The 19278-nt window shown below is 40.9% G+C and carries 17 protein-coding genes and 1 riboswitch; of the genes, 2 read left to right on the top strand and 15 right to left on the bottom strand.

Going from position 1 to position 19278, the window contains the following annotated elements; all coding sequences use genetic code 11:
- The first annotated feature begins 15 nt into the window (after nucleotides 1-15).
- Nucleotides 16-1473 (top strand): aldehyde dehydrogenase family protein, encoded by a 1458-nt coding sequence (locus SJY16_RS05190; protein WP_377888033.1) that lies wholly within the window; start codon nucleotides 16-18, stop codon nucleotides 1471-1473.
- A 79-nt stretch (nucleotides 1474-1552) separates the two neighbouring features.
- Here the strand turns inward: SJY16_RS05190 and SJY16_RS05185 are convergent, their stop codons facing one another.
- The 6 genes from SJY16_RS05185 to SJY16_RS05160 all read right to left on the bottom strand — a co-directional run bounded on the left by SJY16_RS05185 (nucleotide 1553) and on the right by SJY16_RS05160 (nucleotide 7925).
- Nucleotides 1553-2575, bottom strand: coding sequence for an ABC transporter permease (locus tag SJY16_RS05185; protein ID WP_377888032.1), 1023 nt, complete (start codon nucleotides 2573-2575; stop codon nucleotides 1553-1555).
- 13 nt (nucleotides 2576-2588) lie between these two features.
- The gene (locus SJY16_RS05180; RefSeq protein ID WP_377888031.1) at nucleotides 2589-3341 is read right to left on the bottom strand and encodes an ABC transporter permease subunit; all 753 of its coding nucleotides are present in this window, start codon (nucleotides 3339-3341) and stop codon (nucleotides 2589-2591) included.
- A gap of 293 nt (nucleotides 3342-3634) precedes the next feature.
- Nucleotides 3635-3734: riboswitch (SAM riboswitch) on the bottom strand.
- Nucleotides 3735-3850: 116 nt separating this feature from the next.
- The gene (gene rbsK, locus SJY16_RS05175; protein ID WP_377888030.1) at nucleotides 3851-4750 is read right to left on the bottom strand and encodes a ribokinase; all 900 of its coding nucleotides are present in this window, start codon (nucleotides 4748-4750) and stop codon (nucleotides 3851-3853) included.
- 32 nt (nucleotides 4751-4782) lie between these two features.
- On the bottom strand, nucleotides 4783-4938 hold the full coding sequence (locus SJY16_RS05170; RefSeq protein ID WP_377888028.1) for a hypothetical protein: 156 nt from the start codon (nucleotides 4936-4938) through the stop codon (nucleotides 4783-4785).
- A 138-nt stretch (nucleotides 4939-5076) separates the two neighbouring features.
- Nucleotides 5077-7476, bottom strand: a complete 2400-nt coding sequence (locus SJY16_RS05165) for an MMPL family transporter (RefSeq protein ID WP_377888027.1) — start codon at nucleotides 7474-7476, stop codon at nucleotides 5077-5079.
- Entirely contained in the window at nucleotides 7473-7925 is a 453-nt protein-coding gene (locus tag SJY16_RS05160; RefSeq protein WP_377888026.1) for a MarR family winged helix-turn-helix transcriptional regulator, read from the bottom strand. Before SJY16_RS05160 ends, SJY16_RS05165 begins: the two co-directional genes overlap by 4 nt.
- 357 nt (nucleotides 7926-8282) lie before the next feature.
- On the opposite strand from SJY16_RS05160, the gene SJY16_RS05155 reads away from it, so the two are divergent.
- The gene (locus tag SJY16_RS05155) at nucleotides 8283-8777 is read left to right on the top strand and encodes a CBO0543 family protein (RefSeq protein ID WP_377888025.1); all 495 of its coding nucleotides are present in this window, start codon (nucleotides 8283-8285) and stop codon (nucleotides 8775-8777) included.
- Nucleotides 8778-8954: 177 nt separating this feature from the next.
- On the opposite strand, the gene SJY16_RS05150 is transcribed toward SJY16_RS05155, so the two are convergent.
- From SJY16_RS05150 to SJY16_RS05110, 9 genes are all read right to left on the bottom strand, one after another.
- Nucleotides 8955-9629, bottom strand: coding sequence for a response regulator transcription factor (locus SJY16_RS05150; protein ID WP_377888024.1), 675 nt, complete (start codon nucleotides 9627-9629; stop codon nucleotides 8955-8957).
- Nucleotide 9630: 1 nt separating this feature from the next.
- Complete coding sequence (locus tag SJY16_RS05145) at nucleotides 9631-11019, bottom strand: sensor histidine kinase (RefSeq protein WP_377888022.1); 1389 nt, start codon at nucleotides 11017-11019, stop codon at nucleotides 9631-9633.
- A 134-nt stretch (nucleotides 11020-11153) separates the two neighbouring features.
- A complete protein-coding gene (locus SJY16_RS05140; RefSeq protein WP_377888021.1) occupies nucleotides 11154-11483 on the bottom strand; it encodes a four-helix bundle copper-binding protein in 330 nt (109 codons plus the stop codon).
- A 636-nt stretch (nucleotides 11484-12119) separates the two neighbouring features.
- A complete protein-coding gene (gene copZ, locus SJY16_RS05135) occupies nucleotides 12120-12326 on the bottom strand; it encodes a copper chaperone CopZ (RefSeq protein ID WP_377888020.1) in 207 nt (68 codons plus the stop codon).
- A gap of 28 nt (nucleotides 12327-12354) precedes the next feature.
- The gene (locus tag SJY16_RS05130; protein WP_377888019.1) at nucleotides 12355-14760 is read right to left on the bottom strand and encodes a heavy metal translocating P-type ATPase; all 2406 of its coding nucleotides are present in this window, start codon (nucleotides 14758-14760) and stop codon (nucleotides 12355-12357) included.
- A 12-nt stretch (nucleotides 14761-14772) separates the two neighbouring features.
- Nucleotides 14773-15093 (bottom strand): metal-sensing transcriptional repressor, encoded by a 321-nt coding sequence (locus SJY16_RS05125; RefSeq protein WP_377888018.1) that lies wholly within the window; start codon nucleotides 15091-15093, stop codon nucleotides 14773-14775.
- A gap of 160 nt (nucleotides 15094-15253) precedes the next feature.
- Complete coding sequence (locus tag SJY16_RS05120; protein ID WP_377888017.1) at nucleotides 15254-16111, bottom strand: AraC family transcriptional regulator; 858 nt, start codon at nucleotides 16109-16111, stop codon at nucleotides 15254-15256.
- A gap of 91 nt (nucleotides 16112-16202) precedes the next feature.
- Nucleotides 16203-18710 (bottom strand): heavy metal translocating P-type ATPase, encoded by a 2508-nt coding sequence (locus SJY16_RS05115; RefSeq protein ID WP_377888016.1) that lies wholly within the window; start codon nucleotides 18708-18710, stop codon nucleotides 16203-16205.
- A 33-nt stretch (nucleotides 18711-18743) separates the two neighbouring features.
- Complete coding sequence (locus SJY16_RS05110; protein ID WP_377888015.1) at nucleotides 18744-19130, bottom strand: ArsR/SmtB family transcription factor; 387 nt, start codon at nucleotides 19128-19130, stop codon at nucleotides 18744-18746.
- Between the last annotated feature and the right edge of the window lie 148 nt (nucleotides 19131-19278).

Below are 19278 nucleotides of genomic sequence, written 5' to 3'. Positions count from 1 at the left end.
AAAGGAGGATTTCAAATGTCTAACATATATACGAAACAATATATTAATGGGGAATGGGTAACGGGAACTAGTGATAAAACTGTAACAAATTATAATCCATTTTCTCGTGACGAATTATTCACACTACAATCAGCGTCTGAAGAAGACCTCGATCAGGCATATAAATCTGCAAAAGAAGCACAAACATCTTGGGCGCAAACAACGCCTGGAAAGCGGCAGCAAATTCTCGATAAAGTAGCAGCCATTATGACCGAACGGAAGGAAGAACTCATCGACTGGCTTGTAAAAGAGTCTGGCAGTACGAAGATCAAGGCGAATGTGGAATGGGCGGCAGCTACTCGGATCGTTAAAGAATCCGCTTCTTTTCCTTATCGTATGAAGGGTCAAATCGCACCATCAGATACTCCAGGTAAAGAAAACCGGATCTATAAGAGCGCTAAAGGAGTGATCGGCGTAATCGGACCGTGGAACTTCCCGCTTCACCTCTCGATGCGTTCCGTCGCTCCAGCACTAGCTACAGGGAATACTGTTGTACTTAAACCCGCCTCAGAAACACCAGTTACAGCAGGCTTTCTGATCGCAGCGTTATTTGAGGAAGCAGGACTACCGAGAGGCGTTCTTAACGTCGTGGCTGGGCGCGGTTCCGAAATTGGGGATGCCTTTGTCACTCACCCTATTCCGAAACTGATTTCTTTCACTGGTTCGACTGAAGTTGGAAAGCACATCGGTGAACTTACGGGAAAACACATTAAGGAAACGGCATTAGAGCTTGGCGGGAACAACGTCTTTATCGTTCTTGATGATGCAGATATCGATCAAGCGGCTGAAGCAGTAGCATTCGGTAAATTCCTTCACCAAGGACAAATTTGTATGGCGATCAACCGCATCGTTGTTCACGAAAGTATTCATGATGAGTTTGTTAATGCGTTCAAAGAAAAAGTCGCATCTCTACAATCGGGCGACCCTGCTGATGCAACTACAGCAGTTGGACCTCTCATCAATAACGATGCAGTGGAACGTATTCAAGAGTCTCTTAACGCTTCTCTTGAACAAGGAGCTGAAAAAATTCTCGGCGGTGAAGTTGAAGGCAACGTCATGAAGCCTGTGATTCTTACAAACGTTACGAACGATATGCCGATCGCGAAAGATGAAATCTTCGGTGCTGTAGCCCCGATCATTAAGTTCAGCACAGAAGAAGAAGCGATTGAAATCGCAAATGGTTCTCCATATGGTCTTAGTGGTTCCGTTCACTCGCGCGACTTAAATCGTGGCGTTCAAGTAGCGCACGAGATCGAAACAGGGATGGTTCACATCAACGACCAGCCCGTAAACGATGAAGCACACATGGCATTCGGCGGGGAAAAAGAGTCTGGACTCGGTCGATTTGGCGGAGAATGGGCGTTAGATAAGTTTACAACAGTGAAGTGGATATCTGTTCAACAAGAACGTCGTCAGTATCCGTTTTTTAAATAAGTATTTAAGAAGCCCTCGAAGTTGTTCGAGGGCTTCTTTGTGTGAAATTTTTTTGTCATGATCCATCCAGTACGCTTTCCTAAACATTTTGCCTAACAGATTTGAAATCCGAATCTTCAACCTGAATATGCTTCTCTTTTTCTTTAAGTTCATTCTTACACGAGGTCTTTAACATCTTCCTATTTTGGTTAGAATCCATACTAGTTTGGTATCCAACTATGCATAGTTGAAACGCTATACTGCTCAATGCAAAAAATAAAACTGGGACAAGCGGAATCCATGGGTCAGTGGCGACTAAAGGGAGATAACTCCCGATCAACCCAGACCATTCATATGAGATGGAGTTTTTCTCAACAGGTGTGAATGGGCTAAAAGATATGTATGTACCACCGAAAAACAAGTTTAAGACTCCAAGGTGAGCCAGAATTAATAAAGCATTAACAACATTTTGACCAAAGGAAACTAACAATACAGGTTTGATGTAGGGAAATATGTGATTTTTAAATACATGTAGTCGACTTCCACCGAGAATTTTTGCTCCTTCAACAAACGGTTTAGTATAAAACCGATCCATCTCATCACTTAAAAATAATGTGAGTGAAGGAATAGAGATGATTGTCATAATAAACACTTGAAAAACCACTTGTTCGGAGAACGTAAACTGGAAACCATCAATACTCATCGTTACAACTGAAACAAGCATAAAGTAGGTAAATAGTGTTGACGGGATGAAACTAAATGATTGGCTGAATTCTTTTATGATATGCTTCAATCTCTTAAAATACAGTGTCACAATCAGGCTAAGAAATAATGAAATAAAAACTCTACCAATGCTCACGCATATCGCTGCACCCAACGTATATTTAGCTCCATGAATAATAATATGAGCCAAATCGTAACCGTCTGTGTCCGTACCTAAAGGGTGAGCGAGAGAAGGAGGAAACGGGGCAGAACTAATCGCCTCTCCCTCACTATTGTATCTAGTGTTCTCTTGAATGATTTCTTCTCCATAAATAAACCCGTTCAATATACTACTAAAAAGCAATATAGCAATAAACATGAATCCAATTAAAAATGGAGGACTCTTAAATGCGTTCCTCATTCTTTTTCCCCTCTCACGAAGGTAATCTTTTGTTGAGGATCACCCGAAATAGTAGCAAAATCACAAACAAAGGAGTATATAACAATATTAAAGAGGTCATCAAAACTTCAGGTGAAAGATAATTATAAATAAACATGAACACACCATTGCTGTTTAATAAATATTCGATGATTAGTTGGCTCGAAAGCATTATCCAAATAATCTGATTGATATTATTAAATAAAGCTAATAAAACATTAGGAAAAATATGCTTAAATATTATTGTTTTCCAGGCTATGCCCTTTGATCTAGCAAGTTCCACATAACTTTTAAATCTTTCTTCGTCGAACGCCATAACCAACATCCGGAAAAGATAGAGTGTTGGTAAAATACTCATCAGAAAAACAGGTAAGAAGTAAATTTGCTCACCTGGCATCGTAGTGAAATTCAACAATAAAAAACCTGTTTTCTTATAAAGACTTACAACAAGGACTTGTATTAACAGAAGCAAAAAGATATCTGGTACGCCTTCTAGAATAGAAATCCAGTAACGTATTTTATGTAAAACCTCTCTTTTCAGAAGGAAAACTAGTAAGACTAGTATTACCGCACCAATTAGCGAAATAACCAACGAACCTAGTAAGATGATTAAAGAATAGCTAACAGGAGTAAATAGATAAGGAAATAAACCCCTCTCACTTAGACCGCTCGAATATGTAAGTTGAGCAGGATTAAAGATTGCGATTAGTAATCCTCCTAACTCTTTAAGGTAGAGGGTTATATTCATACTTATTCCTTCAAATAGAAATGGAAGTGCCCCTATAAAAATGAATCCAATGATCGTTAATATGTATTGGCGGATATATCTCATAGAGTTATTCGAAGTTCCAACTTTTTATGTATAGTACTAATTTTCATGTAATCGCCTCCAATTTAATTAGTTTTGGTAACCCTAACACAAGTAATCTTAGCATGATTTTTTACATAAATATACATTTAATAACAATAAAAAGCCCCTCTGCTTTCAAAAAGCAAGAAGGGGTGACAGTACAAAATCATGACTATCGAAATCGATGCGTCTTCTCATCTTCGGAATAAATCCTCTGAAATTGGCACCATACGCAGAGCGTTGGTTGCCGAGACATCGTCGGGTCAGTCCCTCCGTCTCTCTTGATAAGAAGTTGTTACATGATTAAATTGTTAAAGCATATGATAAGCGCCTCTTTTAGAAATGCCAAGGTGGTTTACTACCTTTTCTAACAATTACTTTTGAATTAATAGCGATTCGTAACGCCTCTACCCTTGTCCTCCACCAAGCATTTTATCAACATCTTCCCTTAAAGGCATGCCACCCTGTGCGCCAAATCCAGTTACGGAAAGAGACGCAGCCCGATTTGCAAAACCGATACTTTCTTCTATCTCTCTTCCCTCCGCGATTGCTACACCGAAAGCAGCATTAAATGTATCCCCAGCACCCGTCGTGTCTAGCACCTCAACGGGATAAGTAGGCACGAGAACCTCTCTTTCACCGTTATAGTAACGAACACCATTCGCTCCTTCTGTAATCATGACTTTGTTTTCGAACTGTTTCAGCGCTTCACTTTGAGATAGATGTTGGAACAAGACCGATGCTTCGTGTTCATTTGGTGTAATATAGGTGGCTTGCTCAATAACAGTACTCGTGATTTCCCTTGCAGGTGCAGGGTTGAGCAAAAGCGGCACGCCAATTTCCTTACAAATTTGCGCTGTGTATGCAACAGTTTCTTCTGGTACTTCCTGTTGAATCATGACAAGATCACATGTGCGTAAAAAAGATATCGTATTTGTGATATAGTCCGGTGTGACATATTTATTTGCGCCTGCAACGACAACGATGCTGTTATCACCCTCAGCTAAAATAATATGAGCTGTTCCTGACTCCATACCAGTAAGGGATCTTACGTAATCGGTTTTAACCCCGTTTTGTATGAAGTTATTTATGATTTGTTTACCATAAAAATCTTCTCCGACACATCCAATCATATAAACTTCTGCACCAAGACGTGATGCAGCGACAGCTTGATTCGCCCCTTTTCCACCTGGAACGGTTTTAAAGGATTCACCAAGTACTGTTTCACCTGCACCAGGTCGTTTCTCGGATGATACGACAAGGTCCATGGACGAACTTCCAATCACGCCTATTTTCGGCTTCTTCATATCTCTCATCCTTCACTCCGTTTTTTAACTGATTATGTATCTTTGTTGTTGATACTATACTTAATTTCTTCTAATAAATCGTTCTGTTTTTGTAATTTCTCTGTGATCTTCTCAGAAACGTTAACGATGGTTTTTGTGAGTGACCATAAAAAGATGGTCATCACAATCATAATCCCTAATCCTTCCATACCCGTTTATCTCCTTCTCAAATAATAGAAAACTTATATTCCTTACCAAGTATTTCAAACCATGCGCCAAACCGCAATATTTCGTACCCTCTAATAATAGAAAAGCCCGCCCAATTGAATAGGGCGGGCTTAAAGTTATTACTTTTTCTTAAAAGGCCACCAAACCCCATTACCAAATGAAACAGTCATAGCCGGGATAAGTAATGGCAGAACGATGAGTCCGTATAAAAGTAATCCCGTAATAACGATGGTAGCAATCTGTACAAGACTCAAAACTCCAGATGGAACCATCGCTCCAAACGTACCAGCGAGAATGATCGCAGCCGTAATGATAACGGTACCCATCTTAGACATCGATACTTTAATCGCATCCACAACAGATAACCCATTTGTTGATTCTTCTCGGAAACGGTCTAATAGGAAAATCGAGTAGTCGACACCAAGGGCGATTAGCATAACAAACCCAAAGAATGGTACTGCCCAGCTAATCCCGTCATAGCCAAGTCCGTTAACAAAGATCCATTCTGCTACTGCTACAGAAGTGAAATAAGTGAGTAGTAGCGATCCAATCATATAAAGCGGCATAATAAAGGATCTAAAGATAATCGCTAATGCCACAAACAAACTGATCAACATGATCGTTACCGTTTGAGTGAAATCACTATTGGATATGTCACTCAAGTCACGGTTGATACTCGATACCCCGCCTATTGCAACTTCAGCATCTTCAAGAGGCGTATCTTTAATCACACGCTCCGTTGTTTCTGAAATGCGATCGACAGTATCGATTGCTTCAGGTGAGTAAGGGTTATCCGTTAAGATAACTTCTAGCTTCGTACCTGTTTCCTCCCCAAAGGCATATCGATCGATCACTTGTGAAAATTCTTCATTCTCAAGCGTACCTTTCGGAATATACAACCCTGTGTCGCGTATCGTTTTAGTTTCACTCATTCCCTGAAGCTGGTCACCTGCAGCGTGTAACCCTTCAGAGATTTGATTTAATCCTTCTAGAGGATTTTGTTGGGGTGCATCAGCATTAGGCGGTGCCGTTTGGGCTTGTGGCGCTTGACCTAGTCCCTGAACAGCTCCATCTAGACCATCTGCTGCCTGATTAACACCTTCCGCAACTCTACCAATCTGGTAATCCGCATAAAGTTCGGTAATCACTTCACCAGCAGGTCTCGTGATCGAGCGGACGCTATCCACCCCATCGATTTTCACAAGTTCTGCACTAAGCTTCTCTACATAAGGAACGGTGTCCTCAGTAACCAGCACTTCATCACTTGATAGAAGAACCTGAACAGGCAAGGAATCTCCTTGACCGAATCCACTTTCAATCGCATTTAGGCCTTTAACAGATTCATAGCTGTTCCCTACTTCATCTACTGTATTGAACGAAAGAGCATCATCGTACGTGAATAAGAGTGGTACCGTAATCGCCGCGACCACAAGCATCGACAGCAACGGACGATTCACAGATAGCTTGCTCATCCAACCCCATAGCTTACTGTCATTATGGGAAACAGTTTTCTTCGAAGGCCAAAACATCTTCTCCTTCAACGTTGCCATAAAGAATGGCATTACCGTACTCAACACAAGTAACAGGACTGCAATCCCAACTGCCACTGCTACGGCTGACTTAAAGATTGGAAAATCAGCAAATCCAATCGCGAAAAACCCGATAAATACAGCGAGACCACTAATATAGAGCGTTCTTCCAGCTGTTTTATACGTGCGGACGATCGCATCATTGATAGGTTGACCCGCGCCCAGTTCTTCCTTAAATCTACTCAATAACAAAATACAATAATCCGTACCAATCCCAAAGAGAATGGCGACAAGGAAGATTTGGGTATAGTTCGATACAGGAAATCCGAACCAATCGATAAAGAATGCAACGATTGATTGACTCAACAAGTACGTAATCCCAACAGCCATAAGCGGAATGATCGGTGTGACCAGTGAGCGAAAGACTGCTAATAGTAGTGCAAAAATCAGCACGACCGTAATAATTTCAGTCCGTTTCAATCCTTCCTGTGCACTCAAGTTCACATCATGATTAATGATAGCTTCTCCAGTGAGGTAAACAGAGTTTTGTTCATTTAACACATCTGTTCGAATCGTTTTAGCGAGTTCAACCACTTCTTCTTGTGACCCATCGACAGTAATCGGAACGAGTACTGTTTTCCTATCTTCTGAAACAAGCTGTGCTTCCAGTTCTTCAGTAGCGAATGGTGCTAATACAGAGCTGACTGGCTCCCCGAGCTTTTGAATTTCTTTAACAGTAGAAGAGATTTCTTCCTTTGCTGTGTCATCCAAAGTCTTATCAAAGGAATACACTACGGAAATAGTTTCTTCTCCCGCTCCTGCATCATTAAGAATCTCAGCTGCACGTTTCGAATCTGCATCATCAGGAAGTTGGAAAGTACCTGCGTCTTCTGCCTGCTTTGTAAGGTTTGGAGCTACTACGAACAATAGAGCCGTAATCACTAGCAAGCCAATTGTAATTGGCCACTTAAATTTAATGATAAAATTCATTCCCTTTCCCCCTCTAACTTCAATATGGATTTAATCTTCCTGAACATGATTAAGAAATTGTCTAGTTCATCATCTTTCACATGATTTGCGAACAAATCATGAATATATGCGTATACAGCTTCATCGGATTCCTTTAAAACTTTCTTTCCTTTTTCAGTCAAGTCAACAAGCTTCGTTCGTTGATCTGCTTCTGATTTGACGATTTCAATCAAGCTTTTCTCTTCAAGCTTCTTCAACCGATTCGAAATCGCACTCTTATGAACTCCTTGAAGCTCTGCAATAACGCCAGCCGTAAGAGGGCCGTTCTTACTAATAAGTTTCAGCACTTGAATCTGTTCAAGGGAATACTCTTGCCAAACATCTGCTTTCACATTCTTCAGGACCCTTTCAGTTCCAAATACCATTACATCTTCAAACAATTCGACTGCTTCTATCAAACGCTCATCCAATTAGTTTACCCCCTAAACTTAATTCCCTCTGCTTAGTTTAGGGGGTAAACTACAAAGAAGTCAAGAAAAAAAGCTCACCATTATTGCTGTTTGTAGGGAAACCCTGTTTATTAAGCTCCCCATACTGTACAAGAAAAGAACTCCGCTTGACTCCTAGCTAGGTTAGGGTCAATTACACCAGCCTTACCGTGGCATATGATCCTTAAGTCCTTCTCGACATTCTGCAGCATTATTGCTGAATTTTATCGTTAAAAATACATAGCTTTAAGCATTTTATCAATTAAAAGGGAATTCTTGGTATTTTATTTAAGTATATTGAGCACTCTAGCAATGACGTTAAAAATAGGAGAAGATTATATGAATTTAATCCTTGTTGCCTTAGTTTTTTTGTTTGCTATCATGAAAGGAGATTGGAAAAACTGGGAGTCATACTATCCCACTATGCTTTATATATCCTTAGCTTCTTTTTTATATGAATTTATTTCGCATAGTCACTTTCATCTCTGGGAGCTCCAAGAAGATCATCTTTTTAACCTTATGAACGTTCACTTCGTACATAATTTGATTATTAACCCATTCGTTGCATTTGTGTATTTATCTAATTATCCTTCAAGCGTTAAGAAACAAGTGTTCTACACAATCAAGTGGATTCTTATTTTTGGATTAATAGAATGGATTGGAACACAAACAAGCATTATTACGTACCACAACGGGTGGCACATTGGATGGTCAGTATTATTTGTAACCGTTATGTTCCCCATGGTCCGTCTCCATCATATTCATAAGCTTTTAGCACTCTTACTTTCCTGCATATCTACTTTGGTGTATTTGATTATTTTCAATTATTTGTAAACAAATAAGAGCTTTTCCAACATGGGAAAAGCTCTCATTTATTTTGCTTTCGAAAGACACTCAATCTAGTGAAATAAAAAAACTGCCTCATTTGGCAGTTTCAAGGTATATGAGAAGTCGATCGTTATTTTGCGGATTTTCATATTTTTATTTATTAGCCCAACGATTTTCCCTTATCTACTTCTTCCACTTATAACCTACTCCCCAGACTGTCACTAAATACGTATCGATCTCAAAACCTGACTGTCTGCATTTCTCGCGAAGGTTACGAATATGAGAATCGATCGTCCGCCCCTCTGTGCTTGAGTCGAAGCCCCATATCAATTGGATAAGGTGTTCCCTGCTGAAAACTTTCTCAGGATTTCTCATAAATAAACCAAGCAAATTAAATTCTATAGGTGTCATCGTGATGGTTTTGCCTTCAAAGGATACCTTATGCTTCTCCTTATCCCACGTAAGTCCTTTTACAAACAGTGTATTCTCATCTACAGAGTTCAGCCTTCTCGAGACAGCTTCAATTCTTGCAAGAAGGACTTCTTCATCGAACGGTTTCGTAATGTAATCGTCAGCTCCTAACTTTAATCCTTTCACGATTTCATTAGGCTGATCCCTCGCTGTTAGCATGATGATTGGAACATCTGATATGTTTCGGATTTCTTTACAAGTCGTCCATCCATCCATTTTTGGCATCATGACATCGAGAAGCACAAGCTCTATCGCTTCCTTTCTCATAACATCTAGTGCTTCAAACCCCGTACTTGCCGTAAAAACCGTGTACCCTTGTGGGAGTAAAAACAGAGAAATCAAATCGACCATGCGTTCTTCATCATCAACAATTAAGATGCGCTGCATACTAGTTTTCAACTCCTGGAATGACTATTTGTATCGTAGTACCCTTTCCTAACTCACTCTTTGCTGAAATGCCCCCATGATGTTTCTCAACAATTTCTTTTGCTATGGCTAGTCCAAGTCCAGATCCTCCATATTTACGAGAGCGTGATTTGTCTACACGATACAAGCGATCAAAAATATAAGGAAGGTCTTCTGCTGGGATTCCTTCTCCTTCATCGATCACTTCCACCTTCACGTCTTCTTCATGATGAATAGCTTCGATTCGTACAGATTTCCCTTTTTCTGAATAATGGAGCGCGTTATCTAATAGATTGAGCAATACTTGAGAAAATCTTTCTGGATCTACGGAGATCATGATGTCTTTATCACAATATGTATACAAACTAATCCCTTTATTTTCGAAAGCTGGTATAACCTTTCCTCTCACATCACCGATCAACTCACAAAGCTTCACTTTTTCCTTCTCAACCATAAATCCTTTTTGGTCCATTTTAGCCATATCAAATAAATCTTTCACAAGGTTTGTAAGGTTTTGAGATTCTTCTTTAATAATATTTAAGTACCGCTTTCGATCCTCTGACGTTAGGTTTTCTCGTTTTACAATTTCAGCATACCCGCTTAAATAAGTGAGAGGTGTTCTTAACTCATGGGAAATACTCGCAAGGAAATCACTTCGTTCATTTTTCAATCGAAGCAGATCATTCGATAGTCGTTGGATGGCTCTTGCCAGTTCGCCCAATTCATCGTCTCGATCTTCCCTTAAAAACACATCGTGCTCACCGCTACTCATTTTTTGGGTTGCTTCTTTCATATGAATGAGTGGTTTCGTTATGATTCGAGATAAATAAATAATCGTAACTACCGTAAGAAACAACGCTAAACCCATCACGATTAAGAATTGATTCGTTAAATTATCCCGAACATCTCTGATCCCACCTGTATCAAGAAACATATAAACATAGCCAACAACTTCTCCTTTAGAGCGAATCGGTGAAACAGTTGAAACAAAAGGGGCACTTCCCCAATCTCCCTCTATAATTCCACCCTTTGATCTCATCTCCTCAGCTGATTTGATAATATGAGTGATGCTTGTAGTAATTTCGTTAGAGTGTGAAAGAACATGATTTTGTTCATCCGTAATTACGACTTGTGTTTCTGCCTCTGACTCCATCAGAGCCACATGTTCTCTTGTACTTGGATCAAAATGATTCTCCAAAACGTCTCTATGACTATTTCCTCTGGCAACTAAAGCATCTGTCTCGACCCTTACACGCTCGTTTAAAAATCCAAAGTAGAGCACCACAAACAGAACACTTTCCAAAATAACGATACTTGTAAGAAACAACATCCCTAATTTTGTGGCTAATCTATTCTTTCTTTTGAATTGCATGTCATGCCCCTTTTTTACATTTTATCCTACCACAAAGATATCGAGATTTTATGCACCTTGATGTTTACTTATCTATTTTCATAAAAAAAAAGCCCGTTTAAAACGGGCAGATTTAAACTTATATCGAATATCAATTAAGCAGCAAGTTTTCTGCATTCCTGTGCACATGTAAAGCAAGCCTCTGCACACTTTTGGCAGTGTTCGTGGTCATGCTTCTTACACTCATTTCCACAAGCTTCACAAATCGTCGCGCAAACTTCAGCTAGCTCAGAAGAAAATGGTGTCCCTCGAACAAGTGCTTGTTCTAAATACCCACAAATATCTGAGCATTCACGATCAAGACGAATACATTCTGCCATCATGTTCACATCGTCTTCTCTTAGACAAGAATCGTAGCAGTGGTTACATGCCGTCATACACTCATGTAGCGTTTCAATAACAGAACCATATTTTTCATGTGACATAAACAAAATTCCTCCTTATTTATTGATTACACTGTAGTATTTTTCCAAAGCAAGCGCCTTTTAAACGCCATTTACCAATAAATTTCCCAATTAATGAATTTCATAATTTATGCACAAAATCTCCATATATTAAGGGAATTCATATTTGTTATTCCTTTAATAGCATGTCCACTCATTTGATTGAAATGAAACCAAAAAAAGAACGAGGGGAATCCCTCGTTCTAAGCTTGTTGTAATCTAGATGATACGCTTCCTATGCCGTAGGAGCTTAAATACCTCTTGCTTTCCTGTGGACGAACGTCCAAGCCTCAAAGCGAACAAAGACCGTCCACTCTGAGTCTTGAACGCCCGTTGGACCACGGGAGTCAAGAGGTATTCACTCCTACTAGAGTACATTCAATCAAAGTTAAACTTTCCGATCTATTACGCTAACAAACTTTTCAGCGCGTCATTTTGAGGTGGTTTATTCTTGGTTTATTCCTTCATATTAAAGCAGATTGAAGCGGAAGGATGCCCGCCCCGCGGAAAGCGAGCATCCTGGAGCGTAAATCCCCACTATTTTGTTGGCCGATTCCTTAGACTTTCTCAACAGCCTGACAACGAGGGAAATCCCTCGTTCTTTTCCTTCCAATAAAATTAGACTACGTCATAACCTTGTTCTTCTACCGCTTCATTCATATCAGAAACGGATACTTTAGATGCTTCATAAGAAACATCTGCTTTTCCTTTCGAGACATCTACCTCTACTCCATTAACACCGTCTAACTCTGTTAATGCTGTTTCTACTGCAGCTTTGCAGTGATTGCATGTCATACCTTTAATGGTAAGTGTTGTATTTTCCATATTGAACTCTCCTTTCACGTGATTACATTTATAATTTAACTCGCTTCAAACGAAGTGAGTTCGTCACAACGGATACAGAACTAAATGCCATTGCGGCACCTGCTACCCACGGAGCTAAGAGTCCGATCGCAGCGATCGGAATTCCAATCGAGTTGTAGAATAGTGCCCAGAACAAGTTCTGGCGAATGTTCTTCATTGTTTTCCGGCTTAAGTTGATCGCTTTAGGGATATGTTCTAAATCCCCGCCGACAAGCGTAACGTCTGCTGTTTCGATCGCGACGTCCGTGCCGGTCCCGATCGCCATTCCGATATCAGCAGTTGCAAGCGCTGGAGCATCATTAATTCCATCGCCTACCATGGCAACGCGCTTTCCTTCTTTCTGTAGATCAGATACCTTATTCGCTTTATCTTCTGGAAGAACTTCAGCATATATACCTGTGATGTTCACCTGTTTCCCAATCGCTTCTGCAGTCCTCTTGTTATCACCAGTGAGCATATATACATCGATTCCAAGTTCACGTAATTCTTGAATCGCTCTCTTTGATGTTTCTTTTACTGTATCAGCTACGGCGATGATCCCTCTAACACTTTGCTCAATGGCGATGAACATCGCTGTTTTTCCTTCTTTTTCGAAGCGAGCCATCTGCTCTTCATACTCTTTAAATGGTATATCCTCACGAGCCATCAACTTCCTTGTACCGACAAGAACCTTTTTACCATCGACCATAGATAAGATACCGTGACCCGGTATGGCCTCAAAGCTGTCAGCTTCATTCACCTTCATTTGCCTTTGTTCACCATATTGGACGATTGATCGCGCAAGCGGATGTTCTGATGCTTTCTCTGCTGCAATGAGGTAAGGTAAGACGTCTTGGTCTTCTCCATCCACAACGATGAAGTCAGTCACCTCAGGTTTCCCTTTCGTAATCGTTCCCGTTTTATCTAATAAGATGGCATCAATTTTGTGAGTACCTTCTAAAAACTCGCCACCTTTGAAAAGAACGCCCATTTCAGCACCTTTCCCCGTACCTACCATGATGGAAGTAGGCGTAGCGAGTCCGAGTGCACACGGACAAGCGATAACGAGAACAGCGATTGCAACCTCAAGTGCCTGCGGTAAATCGAAAGGGTTCACCCAAAGGTACCAAACAAGAAATGTTACGACTGCGATTCCTACTACGATTGGAACAAAGATACCTGATATAACATCTGCCATTCTCTGAATTGGTGCCTTGGAGCCTTGCGCTTCTTCAACAATTTTGATGATTCCTGCAAGGGCAGTATCACTCCCTACCTTCTCTGCAGTCATCGTCAACGTTCCGTTCTCATTGATAGTGGAGCCAATGACAGTATCTCCTTCAGTCTTTTCAACCGGTATGGATTCACCTGTAATCATCGATTCGTCTACGGAGGATTTCCCTTTTTGTATCAAACCATCTACAGGGATCTTCTCTCCTGGGCGAACAAGAATCATATCGCCTACCTGGACTTGATCGACCGGAATTTTCACTTCTTCACCATCTTTTATCACACTAGCTTCTTTCGCTTGAAGATCTAGTAATTTCGTAATGGCTTGCGTCGTTCTCCCTTTAGCGAGATCTTCAAATAACTTTCCAACAAGGATGAGTGTAATCAAGATCGCACTCGTTTCAAAATACAGTTCCGGATTATAACCTGTGGTCGCAAAGAATCGAATACCTTCCACTACACTATAAAAGTAAGCAGCAGACGTTCCTAGTGCAACGAGCACATCCATATTGGCACTTTTATTAATAAGTGCTCTGTAAGCCCCCATATAGAAGGGTGCGCCAATATAAAATTGTACTGGTGTAGCTAATAGGAATTGAAAGAGCGGATTCATGAATAATTCTGGTAATGGAAGTGCAATATCCATCGGAAGATGAGCGATCATCGTATAAAGCAGAGGCAAAGAAAGCAAGATCGATAAACCTAGCTTCATCTTCTTCTTTTTGATTTCTTCCTCTTTGTAAGAACGCTTCTCTTCACGATCTTCCTTTACGACAGCTTCATACCCTAATTTCTTTACTTTTTGGATAACGTCGTCAACCGTCACAACCCCAGGCTGATATTCTACGATTCCAGATTCAGTAGTTAAATTTATTGAAGCTGAATCGACCCCTTTCGTGCGGTTCAATCCTTTTTCAATCCTTGTTGAGCAAGCGGCACATGTCATACCGTGGATGTCCAGTTCGACCTTTTCTTTCTGAACTCCATATCCTAATTTCTCTATTTTAGTTACAATGTCATTCGCTTCTACTTTTTCTTCATTATAGGTAACACTAGCCTTTTCCATTGTCAGGTTGACGTTTGCTTCCACACCGTCCATCTTGTTGAGGACTTTTTCGATTCTTTGTGAGCAAGATGCACATGTCATTCCCGTGATGTTGAACGAGACTTGTTTTTCCGTGACCATTTCATCACCTTCTTATTTCGTGAATTGTTTGATGACCTTCATCAATTCATCTATATGTTCATCGCCGTTCCCTTCTTGAATTGCACTCGCAACACACGTTTTCGTATGTCGTTCGAGTAATGAAAATCCTACCTTATCTAAAGCCGCTTGTATCGCGGAAATCTGAATAAGAATGTCAACACAATACCGATCTTCCCCGACCATCTTTTGTATCCCTCTAATCTGACCTTCTATACGTTTTAACCGATTTTGCAAAAGTTGTTTTTCATCTTCAGTCCTAGGTTCTGTCGGCTTTTTGTCTGGCTGTGGTGAAAGTTCGGGCTCATTACTCATCAAGACCAGCTCCCTTTTGCTTTTGCCTATAATATACCCCCATAAGGTATATGAGTCAAATCGTTTGATTGTCAATGTTCATATTAGAATCTCCTCTAAAGTTTTGTATATAAAAACGCGACTCTTCATTTTGAAGAATCGCGCAAGTATCACCATTATTCTATTTAACCGGAATCCAGATTTCAGATCGGTAGTCATCGCTGTTTGGATTTCCTTCTGAATACACTTCGAGCTCTGGCCCACCCGCATTTTCATATCCATTCGATGGGAACCATTCGGAATAAATCTTCTTCCATGCCGCTTGCATGGCGTGAGGCATCGCTCCGTGAACGCTAAAAATCGCCCAACGACCACGAGGAATCTCAAGCTTGCTCATGTTTTCAGGCGGTACCCCTTCATGAGCAGCAGCAATCCAATACTCCATACGATCGGATTGCTCGTTATCACTGAGACAAATACCTAACATCCCTTTTACCGGTCCGTCGTTTTTCCTTAGTAACGTTTGGTCAGTTCCATCACCATTCACTTCTTCCCACATCTTTGGAATAAGACGAAGATTCTCTCCGTTCGCACAAGACATTTCCTTCTTGACCCCAACAACTTGAAACGCTTCTTTCTCAACAATTTCGTATTGCATCGGTTCCGCTCCTTTCAAATTCACCTGGATGACCAGGCGATTATAAGCTGTTATCTTTCCAGAAGCTTTTCTTGCTTGTCTCGGGGATAGACTATGCTGCTTACGAAAGGCTTTCGAGAAAGACTCGGGAGTGTCGTAGCCATACTTATAAGCGAGATCAATAATTTTATCATCACTCTTTCGTAATTCTTGAGCGGAGAGCGTTAACCTTCTCCGGCGCATGTACTCTGCTACTGTCGTTCCGGTTAATATCGTAAAGATCCGCTGAAAATGAAAAGGGGACAAATGTGCCGCTCTCGCTATTTCCTTTATCGTAATCATTTCCAACAAATGGTCTTCCATAAAATCGATCGCCTTTTGCATCGACTCGACCAACGTCATCTCCTTCACTCCCTTACCCTCACTTTACCAACACAATACCATAAAAACCTGTCATTCCATGCTCTGGAATGACAGGTTTACCTAAAGCAATCTATTCTTTTCTTAACAACCTCATACTGTTTAGAATGACGAGTAATGCGGCCCCAGTATCACTTAGAACTGCCATCCAAAGAGTGAGGAATCCAGGAAAGATAAGCATGAGCGCTGCCACTTTCGTCACTAATGAAAACCAGACATTCTGCTTAATAATCGTCAACGCCCGACGACTCAATCGAATCGTATAAGGTAGTTTCTCAAGATTATCTGCCATCAGGACGATGTCTGCCGTCTCCATAGCTGTATCCGTTCCGGCACCACCCATAGCGATACCAATGTCAGCTGTCGCTAGAGCTGGGGCATCGTTTATCCCATCTCCAACCATCGCAACACTCTTACCTTCATTCTGTAGTGCTTTTATTGAAGACACTTTTCCTTCAGGAAGCAATTCAGCAAAGTAGCGATCGACCCCTGTTTCATGAGCGATCTTCTTAGCTGTTCCGGCATTATCACCTGTCAACATCACCATTTCTTCTAAGCCTACTTGCTTCAACTTCTGTATCGATTGCACCGTTATGTCACGGATGGTGTCCGCTACGGCAATGATACCTAGAACTGTGGTTTGATTTCCTATCACAACTAGCGTGTGTCCGTCACTTTGTAACGAACCGATCCGTGTTTCAAAGTCATCTAATGGCACTGTCATTTCAGAAAACAGTTTCGGATTTCCTGCGAAATAGTCGATGCCATTAATCGTCGCTTGAGCACCTTTACCTGGTATTGCTTTAAATGATTTTCCAGCTTTAACAGAAATGTCGCGTTCCTTTGCGTACGTTGTAATGGCTTGAGCAATTGGATGCGTCGAATGCTCTTCAATCGTTCGTGCGATGCTGATGAGCTCTTCCTTATTTTGTTGAACGCTTATGACCTCTGTTACTTTTGGTTTACCTTCTGTAAGAGTCCCCGTCTTATCAAAAGCAATCGCTTTAATGACGCCAGCTTTTTCTAAGAACGTCCCCCCTTTGATCAATACGCCATTATTAGCCGCATTTCCGATTGCAGATACGATCGCAACAGGTGTGGAAATGACCAAAGCACATGGACAAGCTACTACTAATAACGCAAGCCCTTTATACAACCATTCCCCCCATGTTCCGAAACCTACTAATGGCGGAACGACCATGATAAGAAGTGCTAGACCAAACACAATCGGTGTATAGACTCTTGCAAATCGATCGACGAAGGCTTGAGTAGGAGCCTTCTTCTCTTGCGCCTCTTCTACAAGGTGAACGATTTTGGCAATCGTTGTATCTTCAACTAGTTTCGTTACAGTCACTTCTAATGAACCACTTTCATTAACCGTCCCTGCATACACCGCATCTCCCTGAGCTTTATCGACAGGTAACGATTCTCCTGTAATCGGTGCCTGATTAACACTAGATGAACCTGAAATGATTTCGCCATCTAGCGGGATTTTGTCACCAGGCTTTACGATGATCACATCGTTCACTTTCACGTCTTCAACCCGTTTTCGAATCAGTTGACCTCCATTCTTCACTGATGCTTCTGAAGGTGAAAGGTTAATTAAGCTTCGGATCGATTCTCTTGTACGTTCGATGGACCTGTTTTGCAGCTTATTTCCTAAAGCAAAGAGAAAGACCACCGTCGCACCTTCAAACCACTCGCCAATAAGGGCGGCACCAATCGCTGCTGAAGCCATCAGCACGTTCATGTCGAGAGAGCCACTTTTTATAGCATAGTAAGCACTCTTTGCTGGCTTAAATCCTCCTACAACGATGGCTGCAGCATAAAGAGCAGTAATGAGATCATTGTTAAGGGGTGTAAATGACCCAATGAAACCAAGAACTAGAAAGATTCCAGCTAATGTCGTAACCGGAATTTTCCTTTTGGTTTTCTCATTCTTTTGTTCACTAGAAGATTCTAAGGAAGCATCAAAACCTGCTCTTTGCACTTCTTTTATTATTTCGTTTTCATTTGTTGAGTGATTAACATGCATGTTTCCTGTAGAAAAACTCACGTTGACCGAGTGTACAGTGGGATTTTTGGAAAGATGTTTTTCAATCGTCATGGCGCATGAGCCACAGTCCATCCCTTCAACCCTATACGTTTGCATGTTTTTTGGCTTATGCATTGGCTCTGCTTCAAAGCCTAACTTCCTAACGTAATTAGGGATATCCTCATACACAGCTGCGCTCTCAGCACCTACAGCCATCTTCCCAGTTCCATACATGACCTGTACCGAACGAATCCCTTTCGTCTTCTGTAACCCTTTTTCAATCGTTGCTGCACAAGAAGGGCAATCCATGCCGCTAATTTTATACTGAACGGTGTCTTGTTTATCTGATGTACTACCGCTACTTTCATTTTCTTCAGAACGACAACAGGAAGAACTCTTTTCAGTTTCAGCCGTCGAACAACACGCAGAAACAGTTTCCTCTACTTTCTTCGGCCCACAGCAGCTGGCAACATCTGTTTCGTTACGATTGGCGCTTTTGTCATCTGAACAGCAGCCAGATTGCGTATTTCTTTCTACCTCACTCATACCCCTACCTCCTTTCTAAACCTCCACCAACTCTCATGAATGCTTTGCATGTACCAATGCAATAGAAACCAATTGGTGAACATGATCGTCGGCTAAAGAATAGAAAACAAGTTTTCCTTCTTTACGATATTTGGCCAGCTTCATATTTCTTAGTAATCTTAAGTGATGTGATGCTGTGGCAGTGGTAGAGCCGATGATATTTGCTACATCACATACACAAAGTTCTTTTTCTAACGTTAGCGCATAAGCGATCTTCATTCTTGTAGCATCAGATAACGCTTTGAAAATCAACTCAACGCCTTCTACCTTCTCGATTTCTGGCTGAACTCTTTGTACAAGTTCTTCATCAAAACAAAATGTATCACATGTATCTTTATTAGATCGTTTTATTACCTTTTCACTCACTATGTTCACCTTCATTCAAATGATTATTTGAGTATTTGTTTATAGTGTAGTATCTCCCTTACATGAAGTCAAAACAAATATTCAAATGATTGTTTGAATATGATCGAAGTCTCTAGCTTTACCTTTTTATCGTAACTTTCATACAAGTGGGCTATACTCTCTA

This window comes from Alkalihalobacillus sp. R86527 (genome assembly GCF_042466185.1).
Lineage (GTDB): Bacteria > Bacillota > Bacilli > Bacillales > Guptibacillaceae > Guptibacillus.
This window is presented reverse-complemented; position numbering and strand designations above follow the sequence as displayed.

Excerpts from the sequence above, each read along its gene's own strand:
- SJY16_RS05190 (WP_377888033.1), top strand. The coding sequence starts at position 16 with ATGTCTAACATATATACGAAACAATATATTAATGGGGAATGGGTAACG.
- SJY16_RS05185 (WP_377888032.1), bottom strand. The coding sequence starts at position 2,575 with ATGAGGAACGCATTTAAGAGTCCTCCATTTTTAATTGGATTCATGTTT.
- SJY16_RS05180 (WP_377888031.1), bottom strand. The coding sequence starts at position 3,341 with ATGAATATAACCCTCTACCTTAAAGAGTTAGGAGGATTACTAATCGCA.
- rbsK (WP_377888030.1), bottom strand. The coding sequence starts at position 4,750 with ATGAAGAAGCCGAAAATAGGCGTGATTGGAAGTTCGTCCATGGACCTT.
- SJY16_RS05170 (WP_377888028.1), bottom strand. The coding sequence starts at position 4,938 with ATGGAAGGATTAGGGATTATGATTGTGATGACCATCTTTTTATGGTCA.
- SJY16_RS05165 (WP_377888027.1), bottom strand. The coding sequence starts at position 7,476 with ATGAATTTTATCATTAAATTTAAGTGGCCAATTACAATTGGCTTGCTA.
- SJY16_RS05155 (WP_377888025.1), top strand. The coding sequence starts at position 8,283 with ATGAATTTAATCCTTGTTGCCTTAGTTTTTTTGTTTGCTATCATGAAA.
- SJY16_RS05150 (WP_377888024.1), bottom strand. The coding sequence starts at position 9,629 with ATGCAGCGCATCTTAATTGTTGATGATGAAGAACGCATGGTCGATTTG.
- SJY16_RS05145 (WP_377888022.1), bottom strand. The coding sequence starts at position 11,019 with ATGCAATTCAAAAGAAAGAATAGATTAGCCACAAAATTAGGGATGTTG.
- SJY16_RS05140 (WP_377888021.1), bottom strand. The coding sequence starts at position 11,483 with ATGTCACATGAAAAATATGGTTCTGTTATTGAAACGCTACATGAGTGT.
- copZ (WP_377888020.1), bottom strand. The coding sequence starts at position 12,326 with ATGGAAAATACAACACTTACCATTAAAGGTATGACATGCAATCACTGC.
- SJY16_RS05130 (WP_377888019.1), bottom strand. The coding sequence starts at position 14,760 with ATGGTCACGGAAAAACAAGTCTCGTTCAACATCACGGGAATGACATGT.
- SJY16_RS05125 (WP_377888018.1), bottom strand. The coding sequence starts at position 15,093 with ATGAGTAATGAGCCCGAACTTTCACCACAGCCAGACAAAAAGCCGACA.
- SJY16_RS05120 (WP_377888017.1), bottom strand. The coding sequence starts at position 16,111 with ATGACGTTGGTCGAGTCGATGCAAAAGGCGATCGATTTTATGGAAGAC.
- SJY16_RS05115 (WP_377888016.1), bottom strand. The coding sequence starts at position 18,710 with ATGAGTGAGGTAGAAAGAAATACGCAATCTGGCTGCTGTTCAGATGAC.
- SJY16_RS05110 (WP_377888015.1), bottom strand. The coding sequence starts at position 19,130 with ATGAAGGTGAACATAGTGAGTGAAAAGGTAATAAAACGATCTAATAAA.